The sequence below is a fragment of the Neoroseomonas eburnea genome (assembly GCF_018129005.1).
GTDB classification, from domain to species: Bacteria; Pseudomonadota; Alphaproteobacteria; order Acetobacterales; family Acetobacteraceae; genus Neoroseomonas; species Neoroseomonas eburnea.
Genome location: NZ_JAAEDL010000039.1, coordinates 17,632 through 34,627, shown reverse-complemented (window position 1 = coordinate 34,627; position 16,996 = coordinate 17,632). Strand labels below are relative to the sequence as shown.

Below are 16,996 nucleotides of genomic sequence, written 5' to 3'. Positions count from 1 at the left end.
GCACGACGCAGGTGGGTGCGCTGACCACGACGCAGGTGGGTGCGCTGACCGCCACCCAGGTCGCCGGGCTGCAGACCTCCGACGTCGCCGCACTCACCACCACGCAGATCGGGGCGATCGGCACCACGACGCTGCGTGGCCTGCTGCCGACGCAGATCGCGGCGCTGACCACCACCCAGGTCTCGGCGCTGACCACCACCCAGGTCGGCGCGCTCTCCGCCACCCAGGTGATCGGGCTGGAGACGACCGACATTGCGGCATTGACGACGACGCAGATCGGAGCGATCTCGACGACCCAGATCGCTGCCCTTGGCACGGGGCAACTCCGCGGGTTGGAGACCACCGATCTTGCGGTGCTAACGACGACGCAGATCCGCGGCCTGGCGGCGGCGCAGCTCGGCTCCCTGACCACGACGCAGATCGGCGCCATCACCACGACGCAGGTGGCCGCGCTGACCACGACGCAGCTCGGCGGGCTGAACTCCACCCAGGTCTCGGCGCTGACGACGACGCAGCTTGGGGCCCTTGCCGCCACCCAGGTCGGTGCGCTCACCACGGCGCAGCTCCGCGGGCTGGACACCACCGACATCGCGGCCCTGACCTCGACGCAGGTTGCCGGGCTGGCCAGCACGCAGCTCGCGGGGCTGACCGCGACACAGCTCCTGGCGCTGGAGACGACCGATCTCGGTGTCCTGACCACCACCCAGCTGCGCGGGCTGAACACCACGCAGATGGCGGCGCTCAGCACCACCCAGGTGGGCTCGCTGTCCACGACGCAACTCGGGGCCTTCGCCTCCTCGCAGGTGGCGGCGCTGACGACGACGCAGCTCGGCGCGCTGTCCACCACCCAGGTCGGCGGGCTCGGCACTACGCAGGTGCGGGGGCTCACCTCGACCCAGGTGGCGGCACTGAGCACCACCCAGGTCGGTGCGCTGACGACGACGCAGATCGCCGTCCTCACCACCCAGCAGATCGCGGGGATGGAGACGACGGACCTCGCCGCGCTGAGCACCACCCAGGTCGGCGCTCTCACCCGCACCTCGATCGCGGCGCTGGGCACCAACCAGGTGCGGGCGCTCGAGACCACCGACCTTGCCGTGCTGACGACGACGCAGGTGGCGGGGCTTTCCTCCTCACAGCTGCAGGCGCTGACGACGACGCAGGTGGGCGCGCTGACGACGACGCAGCTTGGTGCGCTGACTTCGATCCAGGTCGGCGGGCTCAGCACGACACAGGTCGGGATCCTGACCACCACCCAGCTCGGGGCGCTTGGCACGACGCAGGTCCGTGGGCTGTCCACGGATCAGCTTGCAGCGCTGACCACGACCCAGGTCGGCGTGCTCAGCACGACACAGATCGCGGCACTGACCTCGACCCAGATCCGTGGAATCGAGACCACCGATGTCGGCGTGCTGACCACGACACAGATCGGTGCGCTCACCTCCACGCAGATGGCGGCGCTGACCACGACGCAGGTGACGGCGCTGACCACCACCGGCATTGTGGCACTGACGACGACGCAGCAAGGCGCCTTCTCCTCCGCGCAGGTGGGGGCGCTGACCAGCACGCAGGTGGCGGCGCTGACCACCACCTCGGTCGCGGCGCTGACCACGACGCAGGTGGCGGGGCTGAGCACCACCCAGATCGGAGCCTTCACCACGACGCAGATAGGCGCGCTCGAAACCTCCGACATCGCGGCGCTGACCGACGCCCAGGTCGCAGGCTTCACCACGACGCAGATCGGCGCGATGACCACGGCGCAGGCCAACGCGCTGTTCGCATGAACGGCCGCGGCCGGCCGCGGCCGCGTCCATACGAAGGGAGCATCGGGCATGCACAAAATGAGCATCGCCGAGCTGGTCGGGGGCGCGCAGGCGCTTGCGGCATCCGGACAGGCGGCGCTGGCCGCGGAACTCTACCGCGACTGGGCGGCGCTGAACCCGGATGACCCGCTGCTGCACGCCGTTCACTTCAATCGCGGGGTGCTGCTGGCTGGGCTGAATGACGTGCACGGGGCGGTGGAGGCGTTCACCGCCGCCATCCGGCGCCGGCCGGACTTCCTGCCGCCCTACATCAACCTCGGCGCCGCCTATGAGAGGCTGGGCGCTGCCGCGCAGGCCTTTAGCCACTGGGCGCATGTCTCGACGAGCCTGTCGGACCTGACCGGAGACACAGTCGCCTACAAGGCGACGGCACTGAAGCAGATGGCGCAGGTGCTGGAGAGCGGTCGCCGCTTGGCGGAGGCAGAGGACACGCTGCGCCAGGTTGCCGAGCTCACGCCCTGGCAGCGCGACGTGGTGCAGCACTGGATCAGCCTGCGCCAACGGCAGTGCCAGTGGCCACTGCTGACCCCGCTCGCCGGGCACGATCGCGCCGCGCTGCTGCGGCGAATTGCGCCGCTCAGTATGGCCTGCTACGCCGACGACCCGATGCTGCAGCTCGCGGTCGCCCACGCCCATTGCCGGGAGGACCACGGCTGGCCCGAGAGCTTCCGCACCACGCAGGATTTCGCGCATCGCATCGCGGAAGCGCCGGGCCGGCGGCTGCGCATCGGTTACCTTTCCTCCGATCTGCGGGAACACGCCATCGGCTCCTTGATGGCCGAGATGTTCGGCCTGCACGACCGGAAGGCCGTCGAGGTCTTCGCCTATTACTGCGGCGTCCCGCAGGAGGATCCGACCAAGGCACGCATCCGCGATTCGGTCGACCACTGGCGCATCATCACCGATCTCGACGACGCTGCGGCGGAGGCGATGATCCTGGCCGACGGCATCGACATCCTGGTGGATGTCAACGGCCACACGCGCAGCGCGCGCACCAGGCTGCTGGCCCGGCGCCCGGCGCCGATCATCGTCAACTGGCTCGGCTATCCGGGCAGCATGGGCAGCCCCTACCATCACTACATCATCGCCGACCCGCACATCGTGCCGCCGGGCAGCGAACGCTACTATTCGGAAAAGGTCGTGCGGCTGTCCTGCTACCAGCCCAATGACCGCCAACGGCCGACCGGCGGCGACCGCGCGCCAACCCGTGCGGAACAGGGGCTGCCCGAGGACGCGACCGTCTTCTGCTCCTTCAACGGCACGCAGAAGATCACGCCCTTCGTCTTCACGCGCTGGATGGAGATCTTGCGTCAGGTGCCCGGCAGCGTGCTGTGGCTGCTGAAATCCTGCGAGGAGGTGGAAGCGCGCCTGCGCGCCCATGCGATCCGGGCGGGCGTGGCGCCGGAGCGCATCGTTTTCGCGCCGATCACCGGCAACCGCGACCATCTGGCGCGCTATACGCTGGCGGACCTCTTCCTCGACACGCTGCCTTATGGCGCGCACACCACGGCCTCCGATGCGCTGTGGATGGGCGTGCCGGTGCTGACGGTGCCCGGGCGCGGCTTCGCGGGGCGGGTCTGCGCCAGTCTCGTGCACGCGGCGGGGCTGCCGGAGTTCGTCTGCGCCTCGGCCGAGGACTATGTCGCGCGCGCGGTCGCCTTCGGCCGCGACCGTGCCGCGTTGGCGCCCTACCGCGCGCGGCTGCTGGATGGGCGCGGGGCGGCGCTGCTGTTCGACACGCCGCGGCTGGTGCGGGAACTGGAAGCACTGTTTCGCGGGATGTGGGCGGATCTTGCCGCCGGCCGCCTGCCGGAGCCGGATGTCGCCAACCTCGATACCTATCTCGAGCTTGGTGCGGCGATGGAGCACGACGCCACCGAGACCTCCTTCGATCCAGCCTATGAGGAGCGCTGGCGCCAGGCCGTCGCGCGCCGCCACGCCTTCATGCCGCTGCCGCCCGACACGCGCTTCCACCCCGCGGCGGGGGGCTGAGCCGTGGCGCCGCTCGATGCTACGATGGCGGGCAGCCTCGCGGGTGTGCCGCTGGAAGCGCTGTTGCCGCGGCTGGAGAGGGTTACGCCGGCGGAGGGTATCGCCGCCTATCGCGCCTGGCTTGGCGTCAACCCCACCTCTCCGCAGCGCTTCGCCGCCTGGTTCAACCTTGGCGTGCTCCTTGGCCAGGGCGGCGATCGGCAGGGGGCGTCTGTCGCCTATCGCCAAGCGCTGCTGCTGAAGCCTGACCTGCACCAGGCCTCGGTGAATCTTGGCCTGCTGCTGGAAGCCGAAGGGCGCGCGGAGGAAGCACTCGCGCTGTGGCAAGGCGCGCTGCAACCGGATGAGGCGCGCATCCCGCTGCTCAATCACCGCGGCCGGCTGCTCGAAACGCGCAAGGATTACGCCGAGGCCGAGCGCGCGCTGCGTGCCAGCCTGCTGATCGACCCACGGCAGCCGGATGTCATCCACCACTGGACGCATCTGCGGCAGAAGGGCTGCATGTGGCCGCTGCACGGCGACGGCATCCCCGGCCTCTCCGAGGAAGCGCTCGCCCTGCAGGGCGGACCGCTCGGCGCGCTGGCGCTGACCGACGATCCCGCGCTGCAGCGCAGGATCGGGGAGGCCTGGATCGCGCGCAAGATACCGTCGGCGCCGGAGCGCCTCGCACCGGCGCGCGGCTACCGGCACGACCGCATTCGCGTCGGCTATCTCTCCTCCGATTTCTGCCGCCACGCGATGGGCTTCCTGATCGTGGAACTGCTGGAGCGCCACGACCGCGATCGGTTCGAGGTCTTCGGCTACTGCTCGACCAGGGAGGACGGCAGCGCGCTGCGCCGCCGGATCATCGCCGCCTTTGATCACCACGTGCCGATCGGTGATCTCTCCGAGGAGCAGGCCGCGCGCCGCATCCGGGCTGACGAGATCGACATCCTGGTGGATCTCAACGGCATGACGCACGGGGCACGGCTCGGCGCTCTGCGCTGGAAGCCGGCGCCGGTGCAGGCGACCTATCTCGGCTATGTCGGACCGGTGCCGATCCCGGAACTGGATTGGCTGATCTGCGACGATATCGTCATCCCGTCGGACCAGGCGCACCACTACGCGCCGCGGCCGCTGCCGATCGGCGGGCTCTATCAGGCGAATGACAGCCAGGCGCCATCCCTGCCCTCGATCACGCGTGCGGAGGAAGGCCTGCCGGACGACGCCTTCCTGTTCTGCTGCTTCAACAACTTCTACAAGATCACGCCGGAGGTCTTCGCCGCGTGGATGGCGATCCTGCGCCGTGTGCCGCGCGCCGTGCTCTGGCTGACCCAGGACAACGCGACCGGGATCGCCAATCTGCGCGCCCAGGCGGCTGCCGCGGGCGTGGCATCGGAACGCATCGTCTTCGCCACGCGCTGCGATCCGGAACGGTACCTCGCGCGGCTCGGCCTCGCGGATCTCTTTCTCGACACCTTTCCCTACAATGCCGGCACCGTCGCCTCCGACGCGCTGCGCATGGGCCTGCCGATCGTGACGCTGGCGGGTCGCGCCTTCGCGTCCCGCATGGCTGCGAGCCTGTTGACGGCGGTGGGGCTCACCGACGGCATCGCCAAGACGCTCGAGGCTTATGTCGAGGCCGCCGTCGCCCATGCCACGGACTTCGCCTACCATGCCCGCAAGCGCGCCGCGCTGGCTGGCGATGCCTGGGCGCGCAGCATCGGTGACGCCGCGGCCTTCGCCGCGCGCATGGAAGCCGCATACGAACGGATACGTGTCACGCCATAGGAGGCTGGCTAGTCCGAGAGGGGCGCCGCCCTTCCCGGGCTCACCCCGCCAGGGATCCCATTGCCGATGCGATGCATCGGCAATGGGGACCCATCGGCCGAAAGGCCTTTGGAAACCGGTACTTTGGTATTCGCGGGTGCAGGGGACCGTGTCCCCTGCTGGGGGAGCTTGAGGGGGCAACGCCCCCTCAATCCACGCTTCGCAACAACCGAGCTAGCCACCAGGCGCGACGTAAGCGGTCGCCCACAGCGCGAAATGCTCGTCACGCACCACGCGCACCAACGCGAAGCCGGCGGCGACCAGCGCGGCCTCGAGCGAACGCGCGGTGAAACCCGTATGGTGCGCCATGAAGACGTTGCCTCCCGCGATCGCCCCGCCATGGCCATACAGCATGTCGAGCGGCGCGATCGGCCCCGCCGGGGAAAGATAGGCCGGCTCCACCAGCCGGTCCTGCGCCACCAGCTCCGCCACCCGTTGCAGGTCGGGAACCGTCATCAGCGCGAAGCCGCCTCGCCGCAGCACGCGGCGGAACTCCGCCAGGGCGAGCGGCACCTCATGGGCAAAGAGATGCTCCAGGTTATGCGCCGACCACACCGCATCGACCGAGGCGCTCTCCACCACCGCCATGTCGGTGATCGAGGCCTCGATGTCCGGCGCCACGGCGGGATCGATGTCGAGCCGCACCTCGTGCCATTCGCCCACGGGAAAGAAGGCGGCCGGCAGCTTGCGCGGATCGGCGGCACCGCACCCGACATGCAGCACGGTGCGCTGCGTGGTCGGCGCCTCGGCGAGAAGGACCATGTTTTGCCTCCGGGAAGGGGTGTCAGGCCGCGCGCGGCAGCGGCCTCTGCAAGCCGGCGAGATAGGCATCCGCGTGCGATGCTCCGCTGCGGCGGTCGTGTTCCGCCACCAGGCGGAAGGCGATGTCGAAGGCGCCATAGGCGTCGTGCAGGATCGCAGCCATGGCCAGGAGCTGCCGGTCGGATAGCGCATCGAGCCGCGTCAGGTCGCGGATGAACACCGCATCCGCCCAGACGAGCTGGCCGAGTCCCGCATAGGGATCGTTGTTCACCATCATCGGCCGCACCGCGCGGCTGACTTCCGGGAAGAAGCGATGCAGCGCGAAACCGCGCGCGCGCAGGAACATCTCCATTTCGCTGAACAGCGGCTGGCCCTTGTAGAGCGGCAGGAACTCCACCTCCGCCTGGATCACGACGGCATCGCGCAGCCGTGCCTCGGCATGCCGCAGCACCATCAGCTCCGCGCCCTGGATGTCGAGCTTCAGAAGATCGGCGCCAGCGGTCTCGGCCACGTCATCGAGGCGGACGGTCCCCACCTCCTCCGTCGCCAGCACGCGGCCCCAATCGGGAAAGCCGTGGAACAGCGCGAGCACCTCCGGGTCCGGCTCCAGCAGGGAGGTCATGCCGGGCGCCTGGCAGATGTGCAGCCTGTGCCGGGCGCCGTCGCCGACTGCATGGGGAAAGTAGCGTTCGAGCGGCCCCTTGCGCCGGTCCAGCTCCGCGAGCGCGGCGCGGTTCGGCTCGAAGCCAACCACCTCCGCGTCGCCGGCCCGCAACATCGCGGCATAGGGCGGGTCGGCATCGATCGGGTTGGCGCCGATGTCGATCACTTTCACCCGCGGTGCGGCGCCGCCGGTCAGGGCGCGGAAGGAACGGTCGGCGGGGTCGGGCATGGGCGGCTGCCTCCTGCAGCGGGTGCCGCAGTCTGGCAGCCGGGGCTTTCCCATTCCTTCACGCCGGCTGTGCCGAGGCCTCCAGCAGCGCGGCCAGCGCCGGGCCGAGCGCCGGCGCGCCGACGCCCACCGGATTGCCGCTCGCCAGCCAGTCGCCGCTGTCGAAGCGATTGGTCCAGCAGCCTGCCTCGCGCGCGATGACGACCGCCGCCGCTGCGTCCCAGGCATTGATGTGGGCTTCCAGATAGGCGTCGATCCGCCCTGCCGCCGCGTCCGCCAGGCCGAGCGCTCCGGATCCGCCACTGCGCAACCCGGCCCCGGCGGCCGTGATCGCCTGCGCCAGGCGGTGGAAGCGCGCGATGGGCAGGCGCAGCGACCAGCCTGCCTCGATGATGCCGCGGCCGATGTCGGTGGTGGGCGCGGCCCGGATCGGCGCGCCGTTCAGCGTCGCGCCCTGGCCCTCCGCAGCCGCGAAAACCTCCGCCGGCGCGTGGCGGGCGATGGCGCCGGCGACCGCGCGCCCATCCATCACAAGGCCGATCGAGACGCACCAGCGGTCACCGCCTCGCGCGAAGTTGGAAGTGCCGTCGATCGGATCGAGAACCCAGAGCGGGCCGGCCTCGTCGGGCGCGCCACCCATCTCCTCGCCGAGGACCGCCTCGCCCGGGTAATCCCGCGCCAGGCGGTCGCGGATGAAGCGCTCGGTCGCGCCGTCGGCCTCCGTCACGAAGTCCTGCGCACCCTTGAGGCTGGCGACGCCGCCGCCTTCCGCCCGCAGATGCGCGGCGAGCGCGGCCGCCTCGACGGCGATGGCGGCGGCGCTGTCGCGGCGGCGGGCGAGGTCGGTCATCGTGAATCTCCCTTCACATTCTCGTCGCTGCGGCTCGTCGCCAAGGCGCGCGATAGCGGAACTCCGGCCAGCGTGGCATCGGTGTCGCCCACCAGGGCTTTCCCGTCCACCTCATGTCCGCGTCGCGCAGCGGGTGGGCAGCCGGCCCCGCGAAGGGCGCCGCCGTGGCGGCGACGGGTGCGCCGTCCTCCCAGGGGCGGGGTATGGCGTCCGAGCCGCCCAAGCGGCACGTTCCTCCACGCCGGTAGCGGCGCGAGGAAGCGCCGCCGCGCAGGAACGGCCGGCGGCGTCGCCCGGGGGTTGCGCCGAGATTGACGCGGATCAAGTCTCGGTCTGCGCTTGGGCCTAAGCTTCGCCGCCGTTGCCGCGACGGCCCCGCAGGAGGAGATCATGGCGCTCAAGAGTATCCTGGTGCATCTCGATGGGACCGACGCGGCGAAGTCACGGCTCCGCCTCGCAGTGGATCTCGCGCGGCGACATCGGGCACATCTGATCGGCCTCTATGTCGTGGACGTCATGCTGCCGATCATGGCGGCGGCCGATGCGGCCAGCGGCGCCGTGCTCGCCGACCTGCTGGAACGCATGCGCACCGACGCGTTGGAGGAGGCCAGCGGCGTCGAGGCGGCGTTCCGCGAGGCGCTGCGACGTGACGACCTTGCCGGCGAATGGCGCTGCGTGGAAGGCGCGGCCCCGGAACTCGTCGCGCTGCACGCGCGCTATGCCGACCTCGCGATGCTCGGCCAGGCGAATCCGGATGACGGCCAGCCTTCGGCCTCGGCGATCGTCGAGGCGACGTTGTTCGGATCGGGCCGGCCCGTTCTCGTCATTCCCTATGCCGGCACTTTCGAGACGCTCGGCCGGCGCGTGGTGGTCGGCTGGAACGCCAGCCGCGAATCGGCGCGTGCGGTGAACGACGCGCTGCCGCTGCTCGCCGGCGCGGCGAGCGTCGTCGTCACCGCGGTCAACCCGCGCCTCGGCCTGGAAGGTCATGGCGAGGAACCGGGCGCCGACATCGCGCTGCATCTCGCGCGGCACGGGCTGAAGGTGGAGGTGGAACACACCCTTGCACCCGAGATCGACGCGGGCGACCTGCTGCTGAACCGCATGGCGGAACTGTCGGCCGACCTCCTCGTGGTCGGCGCCTATGGCCATTCGCGCCTGCGCGAGACCATCCTCGGTGGCGTGACGCGCACGCTGCTCAAGCAGATGACGGTGCCGGTGCTGATGTCGCACTGAGGACACCGCGGGCCAGGGAGGGCTCGCATGGACACGGTCGTCGCCCGCTTCGAGATCCGCTGCCGCCGATTCCTCGGCCCGGATGGCGTGCCGCTGGGCGACCTGCCCGGCTTCGCGCGGGATCCGGCTGTCCTGGTGGAGCTGTACCGCGGCATGGTGCGCACCCGCGCGCTGGACCAGAAGGCGGTGGCGCTGCAGCGCACCGGGCGGCTCGGCACCTATGCCTCCTCCCTCGGGCAGGAGGCGGTGGTTGTCGGCCTCGCCGCGGCGATGCGGCCGGAGGACGTGCTGCTGCCCTCCTTCCGCGAGCAGGGCGCGCAGCTCTGGCGCGGCGTGACGATGCGGGAGGTGCTGCTCTACTGGGGCGGGGACGAGCGCGGCAGCGACTTCGCCGCGTCGCGGCACGACTTTCCCGTTTGCGTGCCGGTCGGCGGCCAGGCGCCGCACGCCGCCGGCGTCGCGCTCGCCTTCCGCCTGCGCGGCGAGCCGCGCGCCGCCGTCTGCGTCTTCGGGGATGGCGCGACATCGAAGGGGGACGTCGCGGAGGCGCTGGTCTTCGCCGGCGTCTGGGCGCTGCCCGCGGTTTTCGTCGTCAACAACAACCAGTGGGCGATCTCGGTGCCGCGCAGCGCGCAGACCGCGGCGGAGACGCTGGCGCAAAAGGCGATCGCCGCCGGCATCGCCGCGCTGCAGGTGGACGGCAACGACGTCGTCGCCGTGCGCGACGCGGTGGAGGAGGCGCTCGCCCGCGCCCGCACGGGCGGTGGCGCGACGCTGATCGAGGCCCTCACCTACCGCCTGTCCGATCACACCACCGCCGACGACGCCCGCCGCTACCGCGACGACGCCGAGGTCAGCCGCCATTGGCGCGAGGAACCGCTGCCGCGGCTGCGCAACTACCTCACCTCGCTCGGCGCCTGGTCGCGCGAGCAGGAGGAGGCGCTGCTCGAAGCCTGCCGCGCCGAGGTCGAGGCGGCGGAAGCGGCCTACCTCGCCACCCCACCGCAGGACCCGGCGACCATGTTCGAGCACACCTTCGCGGCGCTGCCCGCCGACCTCGTGCGCCAGAAGGCCGAGGCGCTCGGGGGCAGGACATGACCGAACGCAACCTGGTCCAGGCGGTCAACGCAGCCCTTGCGCGCGCCATGGCCGAGGACCCGTCCGTGCTGGTGATCGGCGAGGATGTCGGCGCCGATGGCGGCGTGTTCCGCGCGACGGAAGGGCTGCTCGCGCGGTTCGGCAAGGACCGCGTGATCGACACGCCGCTCGCCGAGGTCGGCATCGCAGGACTCGCGGTGGGCTTGGCCGCACAGGGCTTCCGCCCGGTCGCCGAGATCCAGTTCACCGGTTTCCTCTATGCCACGCTCGACCAGGTGCTGAACCACGCCGCACGGTTGCGCACCCGTACACGCGGCCGGCTGACCTGCCCGCTGGTGATCCGCTCGCCGTCCGGCGGCGGAGTGCGGGCGCCGGAACATCATTCGGAAAGTCCGGAGGCGATCTTCGCGCATGTGCCGGGGCTGCGCGTGGTGGTGCCGTCCTCTCCCGCGCGCGCCTTCGGGTTGCTGCTGGCGGCGATCCGCGATCCCGATCCCGTGCTCTTCCTGGAGCCGACGCGGCTCTATCGCGCGACGCGGGAGGAGCTGGACGACGACACCCCTCCGCTGCCCCTCGACCGCGCCTTCGTGCTGCGGGAAGGGACGGACGCCACCCTTGTCGCCTGGGGCGGCATGGTACCGGAGGCGCTGGCCGCCGCCGACGCGCTGGCGCGGGACGGCGTCTCCTGCGAGGTGATCGACCTCGCCACGCTGAAGCCGCTGGATGAGGAGACGATCCTCGCTTCCGTCGCGCGCACCGGGCGGCTTGTGATCGTGCAGGAAGCCCCGCTGACCGCCGGCTACGGCGCCGAGGTGGCGGCACGCGTGGCGGAACGCGGCCTGATGTCGCTGCGCGCGCCGATCCGTCGTGTCGCCGGCTGGGACACGGTGATGCCGCTGCCGCGGCTGGAACGCGACTACCTGCCCAATGCCATGCGCATCGCCGCCGCGCTGCGCGAGACGATGGCCTTCGCATGAGCGGCGCCGTCTTCACCCTGCCGGACCTCGGCGAGGGCCTGCGGGATGCCGAGATCGTCGCCTGGCATGTCGCTGAGGGCGACCATGTCGTTGCGGACCAGCCGCTGGTTTCGGTGGAGACGGACAAGGCGGTGGTGGAAATCCCCTCGCCGCGCTCCGGCCGCGTACAGCGCCTGTTGGCGGAACCGGGCGCGCGGATCGCGGTCGGCGCGCCGCTGGTGGAGTTCACGGAAGGCGCGGAGGCCGATGCCGGCGCCGTCGTCGGCCGGCTGCCCGAGGCGACGCCGGCCGCCGCCGCGCCGCCGCCCGCGCATGCCGCGACGCCCGCGATCGCCGCGATGCCGGCGGCGCGTGCGCGGGCACAGGCGCTCGGACTCGACCTGTCCGCGATCCGTGGCAGCGGGCCGGGCGGCACCGTCACCCTTGCCGATGTGGAAGCGGCCGCTGCCATACCGGGGGCCGAGCCGTTGCGCGGCGTGCGCCTCGCCATGGCGCGCAGCATGGCACGCTTCCGCGACGAGGTGGCACCCACCACCGTCTGCGACGACGCCGATATCGGCGACTGGGTGACGGAAACCGACGTGACGCTGCGTCTGGTCCGCGCCGTTGCCGCAGGCTGCCGCGCCGCTCCGGCGCTGAACGCCTGGCTGGAAGGCGAGGGCACGTCGCGCCGGCTGCATGCGCAGCTCGACCTCGGGATCGCGGTGGACACCGAGGACGGGCTCTTCGTCCCCGTGCTGCGCGACGCCGGCGCTCGCCCGACGGACGTGCTGCGTGCCGACTTCGCCGCCCTGAAGGCCGCGGTGCGGGACCGCAGCATCGCACCGGCGGCGCTGCGCGGCGCGACCGTCACCCTTTCCAATTTCGGCATGCTGGGCGGGCGATATGCGGCGCTCGCGCTGGTGCCGCCTCAGGTCGCGATCCTCGGCGCCGGGCGCATCGCGGCGCGACCTGCGGTCCATCGCGGTACGCTGGCGGTACGGCGGCTGCTGCCGCTCTCCCTCACCTTCGACCATCGCGCGGTGACGGGGGCGGAGGCGGCGCGCTTCCTCGCCGCCGCAATCGACGACCTGACGCAGCCCGCATGACGCCGGGACAGGAGGAGCGCAGCGCATGACGGACCCCTTCGCCTTCGCCGACGATCTCGGCCCCGAGCAGGTGGTCCACATCCACCGCCCCGGGATCGGCCTGCGCGCGGTTCTGGTTGTGGACAACACCGCCTGCGGCCCGGCGATCGGCGGCGTCCGCATGGCGGCCGATGCCGATGCGCGGGAGGCCTTCCGCCTCGCCCGCGCCATGACGATGAAGAATGCCGCGGCCGGCCTTTCGCACGGCGGCGGCAAGGCGGTGGTCATCGCCGACCCGCGTGCCCCCGCCGCACGGAAGGAGGCGCTGCTGCGCGCCTTTGCCCAGGCGACCCGCGACGTCGCCGCCTACATCCCGGGCCCCGACATGGGCACCAACGAGACCTGCATGGCCTGGATCCGCGAGGAGACCGGTCGCGCCGTCGGCCTGCCGCGCGCCATCGGCGGCATCCCGCTGGATGAGATCGGCGCCACCGGCATCGGCCTTGGGGCCGCGGTCGGCGTGGCGGCGGCGCGCGTCGGCCTGCCGCTCGCCGGTGCGCGTGTCGCGGTACAGGGCTTCGGCGCCGTCGGCCATCACGCGGCGCGCGTGCTCGTGGCGCAGGGCGCGGCGCTGGTGGCGGCGAGCGATACGATGGGCACGATCATCGATCCGGCCGGGCTCGACGTCGCGGCGCTCGCCGCGCTGAAGGCGGCCGGGCGACCGCTCGCGGACCACGCGGCCGGCCGCAGGGCGGGCCGTGACGCCATCCTCGATGTGCCTTGCGACATATGGATCCCCGCCGCGCGGCCGGACGTGATCGATGCCACGAACGTGCACCGGCTGCAGGCGCGCATCCTCGCCCAGGGCGCGAACATCCCCTGTACCGCCGAAGCCGAGGCGGCGCTGCACGCGCGCGGTGTGCTGGTGCTGCCCGATTTCATCGCCAACGCCGGCGGCGTCATCTGCGCGGCGGTGGAGTATCATGGAGGCAACGAGGAGGACGCCATTCACACCATCACCACGCGCATCCACGCCAATACCGAAGCGGTGCTGGAGGAGGCCGCCCGCGCCGGCACCCCGCCGCGCGCCGCGGCCCTGAGGCTCGCCGAGCGGCGCGTCCGCGCCGCCATGGCGCTGCGGCGCTTCGCATGACGATGCGCCCGGGCCAGCGCGGCCGGCGCACCCCGCCTCAGGCCGCGAAACCGCACCTCCCGGTCGTTGCCGGGCGGGAGGACGGCGCCGCGCCGCCTGCCGCGCCGCCGGGTCCGCTGCCGCCGGAGCGGCTCTATCGCCCCGCCGACCTCTCCGGCCTCGCCTTCCAGACCACGGCCGACCTCGAACCCCTGGCCGGCCTGCCCGGCCAGGCGCGGGTGCGGGATGCGATCGCGATGGGCACCTGCATCGATGCCCGTGGCTTCAACATTTTCGCCATCGGACCTGGCGGCGCGCGCATCGGCGAGTCGATCCGCGCCCTGCTGGCCGAGACGGCAAGCTGCCGCCCGGCGCCGCCGGACTGGGTCTATGTCAACAATTTCGCCGCGCCGCACCGGCCGCGCGCGCTGTCTCTGCCCGCCGGCCGCGGGCCGGCGCTCCAGGCGGCTATGGCGGAGATGATCGAGGAACTGCGCGCGGCGCTGCCGGCCACCTTCGAGGGCGAGGACTACCAGCGCCGCCGCAGCGCCATCGAATCCTCCCTGCACGGGGAGGCGGAGAAGGCCTTCGGCGCATTGGCCGAGAAGGCGACCGCCGAGGGCGTGGCCATCCTGCGCACGCCAATGGGCTTCGGCGTCGCGCCGGTGAAGGACGGCAAGGTGGTGCCGCCGGAAGAATTCTCCGCCTGGCCCGAGGAACAGCAGAAGGAGATCCGCGAGCACATCGAGCGCATCGAGAAGGAACTCGAGCAGACGCTGCGCGCGATCCCACGATATGAGAAGCAGCGCCGCGACGCCGTCCGCGCGCTGGACCGGGAGACGGCGAAATTCGTCATCGATGCCGCCGTCGAGGACGCGGCCGCGGCCTTTGCCGACCTGCCCGAGGTGGCGGCGCATATCGAGGCGGTGCGCGCAGACCTGGTGGACAATGTGCAGCTCATCCTCGAGCCGCAGGGCCAGGGCGCGGAGGGGATGCCGTTCGGGCTGCGCGCCGGCGCGCCGCTCGACCGCTATGCGGTGAATGTCCTCGTCACTCGTGACGGCGACACCGAGGGCGCGCCGGTGGTCGAGGAACTGCACCCGACGCTGTCGAACCTCCTCGGCCGCATCGAGCACCTACCGGTGCAGGGCGCGCTGGTCACCAATTTCCGCATGATCCGCCCGGGCTCCCTGCACCGTGCGAATGGCGGCACCATCGTCATCGACGCCCGCGCCCTGCTGACCGAGCCCTTCTCCTGGGAAGCGCTGAAGCGCACCCTGACGCGGGACCGCATCACCATCGAGGACATCGCCCGCTTCGTCGGCCTGACCAGCACCGTGTCGCTCGAGCCAGACCCGATCCCGCTCGACGCCAAGGTGGTGCTGGTGGGGGAACGCTTCCTCTACTACCTGCTCGCCGCCTACGACCCCGAGCTGGAACGCCACTTCAAGGTGGTGGCCGATTTCGACGACGAGGCGGAACGTACGCCGGAGAACGAGGCGCTGCTCGCCCGCATGGTCGCCACCCTGGCGCGGCAGGAGAAGACCGGGCCACTCGACCGCGGCGCCGTGGCGCGCATGGTGGAGCACGCGGCGCGCCTCGCCGGCGATTCGGAACGGCTGACCCTGCTGGTCGAACACCTGCGCGACCTGGTGATCGAGGCTGCCCACTGGGCCGGCGCCGCGGGCCGGGCGACGATCGCGCGGGAGGATATCGACCGCGCCGTCAAGGAACAGCGCCGCCGGCTGGAGCGCCCGCAGGTCCTGACGCGCGACGCCATCCTGCGCGGGGTGGCGCTGATCGACACCGAGGGCGAGCGCATCGGGCAGGTGAACGGGCTCAGCGTCTACGACCTCGGCGGCCTTGCCTTCGGGCGGCCGACGCGCATCACCGCGCGCGTGCGCGCCGGCGGCGGGCGTATCCTCGACATCGAGCGGGAGGTCGAGCTCGGCGGGCCGATCCACTCCAAGGGGGTGATGATCCTCTCGGGCTTCCTCGCCGGACGCTACGCGCTCGATTCCGCCATGTCGCTGCAGGCGAGCCTGGTCTTCGAGCAATCCTACGGGGAGGTGGAGGGCGACAGTGCCTCGGCGGCCGAGCTGCTGACCCTGCTCTCGGCCATAGGGGGCCTGCCGCTGCGCCAGGACCTCGCCATTACCGGTTCGGTGAACCAGCATGGCGACATCCAGCCGATCGGCGGGGTGAACGAGAAGATCGAGGGCTTCTTCGAGATCTGCGCCGCGCGTGGCCTGACCGGCACGCAGGGCGTCATCATCCCGGAGTCCAACGTGCAGCATGTGATGCTGCGCGCCGATGTGGTTCAGGCCTGCGCCGAGGGCCGCTTCGCCATCTACGCCGTGCGCACCATCGACCAGGCCGCCGAGTTGCTGACCGGCCGGGAGCCGGGCCAGCGCGGCGTGGACGGCAAGTTCCCCTATGGCAGCGTGAACGCCCGGGTCGAGGCGTCGCTCGCCCGCTTCGCCGCCCAGCGGCGCGAAGGCGCCCATCACGGCGAGGAGGAGGAATGACCATGCCACCGACGCCTCGCCGCCTGCTTCTCGACCTTGGCCAGGCCGCGGCGGGCCACGACGGGATCGAGGCCGCGGCGCTGATTGCCCGGATGCTCGAGCTCGACCTGCTCGGCGTCTTCGTGGAGGACGAGGCACTGCTTGCGCTGGCCGCGCTGCCCTTCGCGCGCGAACTCCGCCTGCCGAGCCACGCCTGGAGCACGATCGAGGCGCCGCAGGTGGCGGCGGAACTCGGCCAAACGGCGGCACGGCTGCGCCGGCTGCTGGAGCAGCACTGCGCGCGGCTCGGCATTCCCGCCGGCTTCGAGGTGGTGCGCGGCGATCCCGCTGCCTGCCTCGCCGGGCTGCGCGGCGATGCGGACATGCTCGCCCTGGTCGCACCGGGCACCGCGGCCGGTCGCAGCTTCGGCGCCTTCCCGCGGGCCTGGGACGCGGCGCTGCGGTCGGATGCGCCCGTGCTGCTGCTCCCGCCGGGGGGGGGCCGCACGCGCGGGCCGGTTGTTTCCATCAGCGAAGCGGCGGGGATGGCACCGCTCGACCTCGCGCTGCGCCTGGCTGCGGCGTCGGGGGAGGACCTTCTGTTGTTGCAGCCGCCGGGCGCCGGCCTCTCGGCCGAGGCAGCAGCGGAACGCGCCCACGCCAGTGGCCTCGGGGAGGTGCGGGTCAAGGCCCGGCCGCTGCGCGCGCTGAGTGCCGGCGCGATCGCGGAAGGCCTTGGCACGGCGCGGGAACGGCTGCTCGTGCTTGCACGCGAGGTGGCGGCGGCTTTCGGCGGGGATGGCGCGCCGCGGCTGGCGGCGCAGCGGCACGCGCCCGTGCTGGTGCGGTGA

13 protein-coding genes are annotated in these 16,996 nt (G+C 71.9%); 10 read left to right on the top strand and 3 right to left on the bottom strand.

The features are described from left to right. From GXW74_RS28230 to GXW74_RS24890, 3 genes are all read left to right on the top strand, one after another. Positions 1-1,784 (top strand): beta strand repeat-containing protein (locus tag GXW74_RS28230; protein ID WP_408903892.1); only part of this gene is annotated, 1,784 nt, incomplete at its 5' end. Between the two features lie 48 nt (positions 1,785-1,832). Then, positions 1,833-3,815, top strand: coding sequence for an O-linked N-acetylglucosamine transferase, SPINDLY family protein (locus tag GXW74_RS24895; RefSeq protein ID WP_246524085.1), 1,983 nt, complete (start codon positions 1,833-1,835; stop codon positions 3,813-3,815). 24 nt (positions 3,816-3,839) lie between these two features. Continuing rightward, positions 3,840-5,585, top strand: coding sequence for an O-linked N-acetylglucosamine transferase, SPINDLY family protein (locus GXW74_RS24890; protein WP_211849295.1), 1,746 nt, complete (start codon positions 3,840-3,842; stop codon positions 5,583-5,585). Positions 5,586-5,798: 213 nt separating this feature from the next. Here the strand turns inward: GXW74_RS24890 and GXW74_RS24885 are convergent, their stop codons facing one another. From GXW74_RS24885 to GXW74_RS24875, 3 genes are read right to left on the bottom strand one after another with little or no spacing between them, the layout of a single operon-like run. Further along, a complete protein-coding gene (locus tag GXW74_RS24885; RefSeq protein WP_211849294.1) occupies positions 5,799-6,386 on the bottom strand; it encodes a class I SAM-dependent methyltransferase in 588 nt (195 codons plus the stop codon). A gap of 22 nt (positions 6,387-6,408) precedes the next feature. Continuing rightward, a complete protein-coding gene (locus tag GXW74_RS24880; RefSeq protein WP_211849293.1) occupies positions 6,409-7,278 on the bottom strand; it encodes an FkbM family methyltransferase in 870 nt (289 codons plus the stop codon). Between the two features lie 58 nt (positions 7,279-7,336). Further along, positions 7,337-8,128 (bottom strand): inositol monophosphatase family protein, encoded by a 792-nt coding sequence (locus GXW74_RS24875; protein WP_211849292.1) that lies wholly within the window; start codon positions 8,126-8,128, stop codon positions 7,337-7,339. Positions 8,129-8,518: 390 nt separating this feature from the next. On the opposite strand from GXW74_RS24875, the gene GXW74_RS24870 reads away from it, so the two are divergent. From GXW74_RS24870 to GXW74_RS24840, 7 genes are read left to right on the top strand one after another with little or no spacing between them, the layout of a single operon-like run. Continuing rightward, positions 8,519-9,364 (top strand): universal stress protein, encoded by an 846-nt coding sequence (locus GXW74_RS24870; RefSeq protein WP_211849291.1) that lies wholly within the window; start codon positions 8,519-8,521, stop codon positions 9,362-9,364. Positions 9,365-9,391: 27 nt separating this feature from the next. Continuing rightward, on the top strand, positions 9,392-10,462 hold the full coding sequence (gene pdhA, locus GXW74_RS24865) for a pyruvate dehydrogenase (acetyl-transferring) E1 component subunit alpha (RefSeq protein ID WP_211849290.1): 1,071 nt from the start codon (positions 9,392-9,394) through the stop codon (positions 10,460-10,462). Beyond that, positions 10,459-11,439, top strand: a complete 981-nt coding sequence (locus GXW74_RS24860; RefSeq protein WP_211849289.1) for an alpha-ketoacid dehydrogenase subunit beta — start codon at positions 10,459-10,461, stop codon at positions 11,437-11,439. Before pdhA ends, GXW74_RS24860 begins: the two co-directional genes overlap by 4 nt. Next, positions 11,436-12,527 carry a dihydrolipoamide acetyltransferase family protein gene (locus GXW74_RS24855; protein WP_211849288.1) on the top strand — a complete coding sequence of 364 codons (1,092 nt, stop codon included), beginning with the start codon at positions 11,436-11,438 and terminating at the stop codon, positions 12,525-12,527. The genes GXW74_RS24860 and GXW74_RS24855 overlap by 4 nt, the downstream gene beginning before the upstream one ends. Before the next feature lie 25 nt (positions 12,528-12,552). Further along, the gene (locus GXW74_RS24850) at positions 12,553-13,659 is read left to right on the top strand and encodes a Glu/Leu/Phe/Val family dehydrogenase (protein WP_211849287.1); all 1,107 of its coding nucleotides are present in this window, start codon (positions 12,553-12,555) and stop codon (positions 13,657-13,659) included. Continuing rightward, entirely contained in the window at positions 13,656-16,166 is a 2,511-nt protein-coding gene (locus GXW74_RS24845; RefSeq protein WP_246524083.1) for a Lon protease family protein, read from the top strand. Before GXW74_RS24850 ends, GXW74_RS24845 begins: the two co-directional genes overlap by 4 nt. A gap of 2 nt (positions 16,167-16,168) precedes the next feature. After that, the gene (locus GXW74_RS24840; protein ID WP_211849286.1) at positions 16,169-16,996 is read left to right on the top strand and encodes a hypothetical protein; all 828 of its coding nucleotides are present in this window, start codon (positions 16,169-16,171) and stop codon (positions 16,994-16,996) included.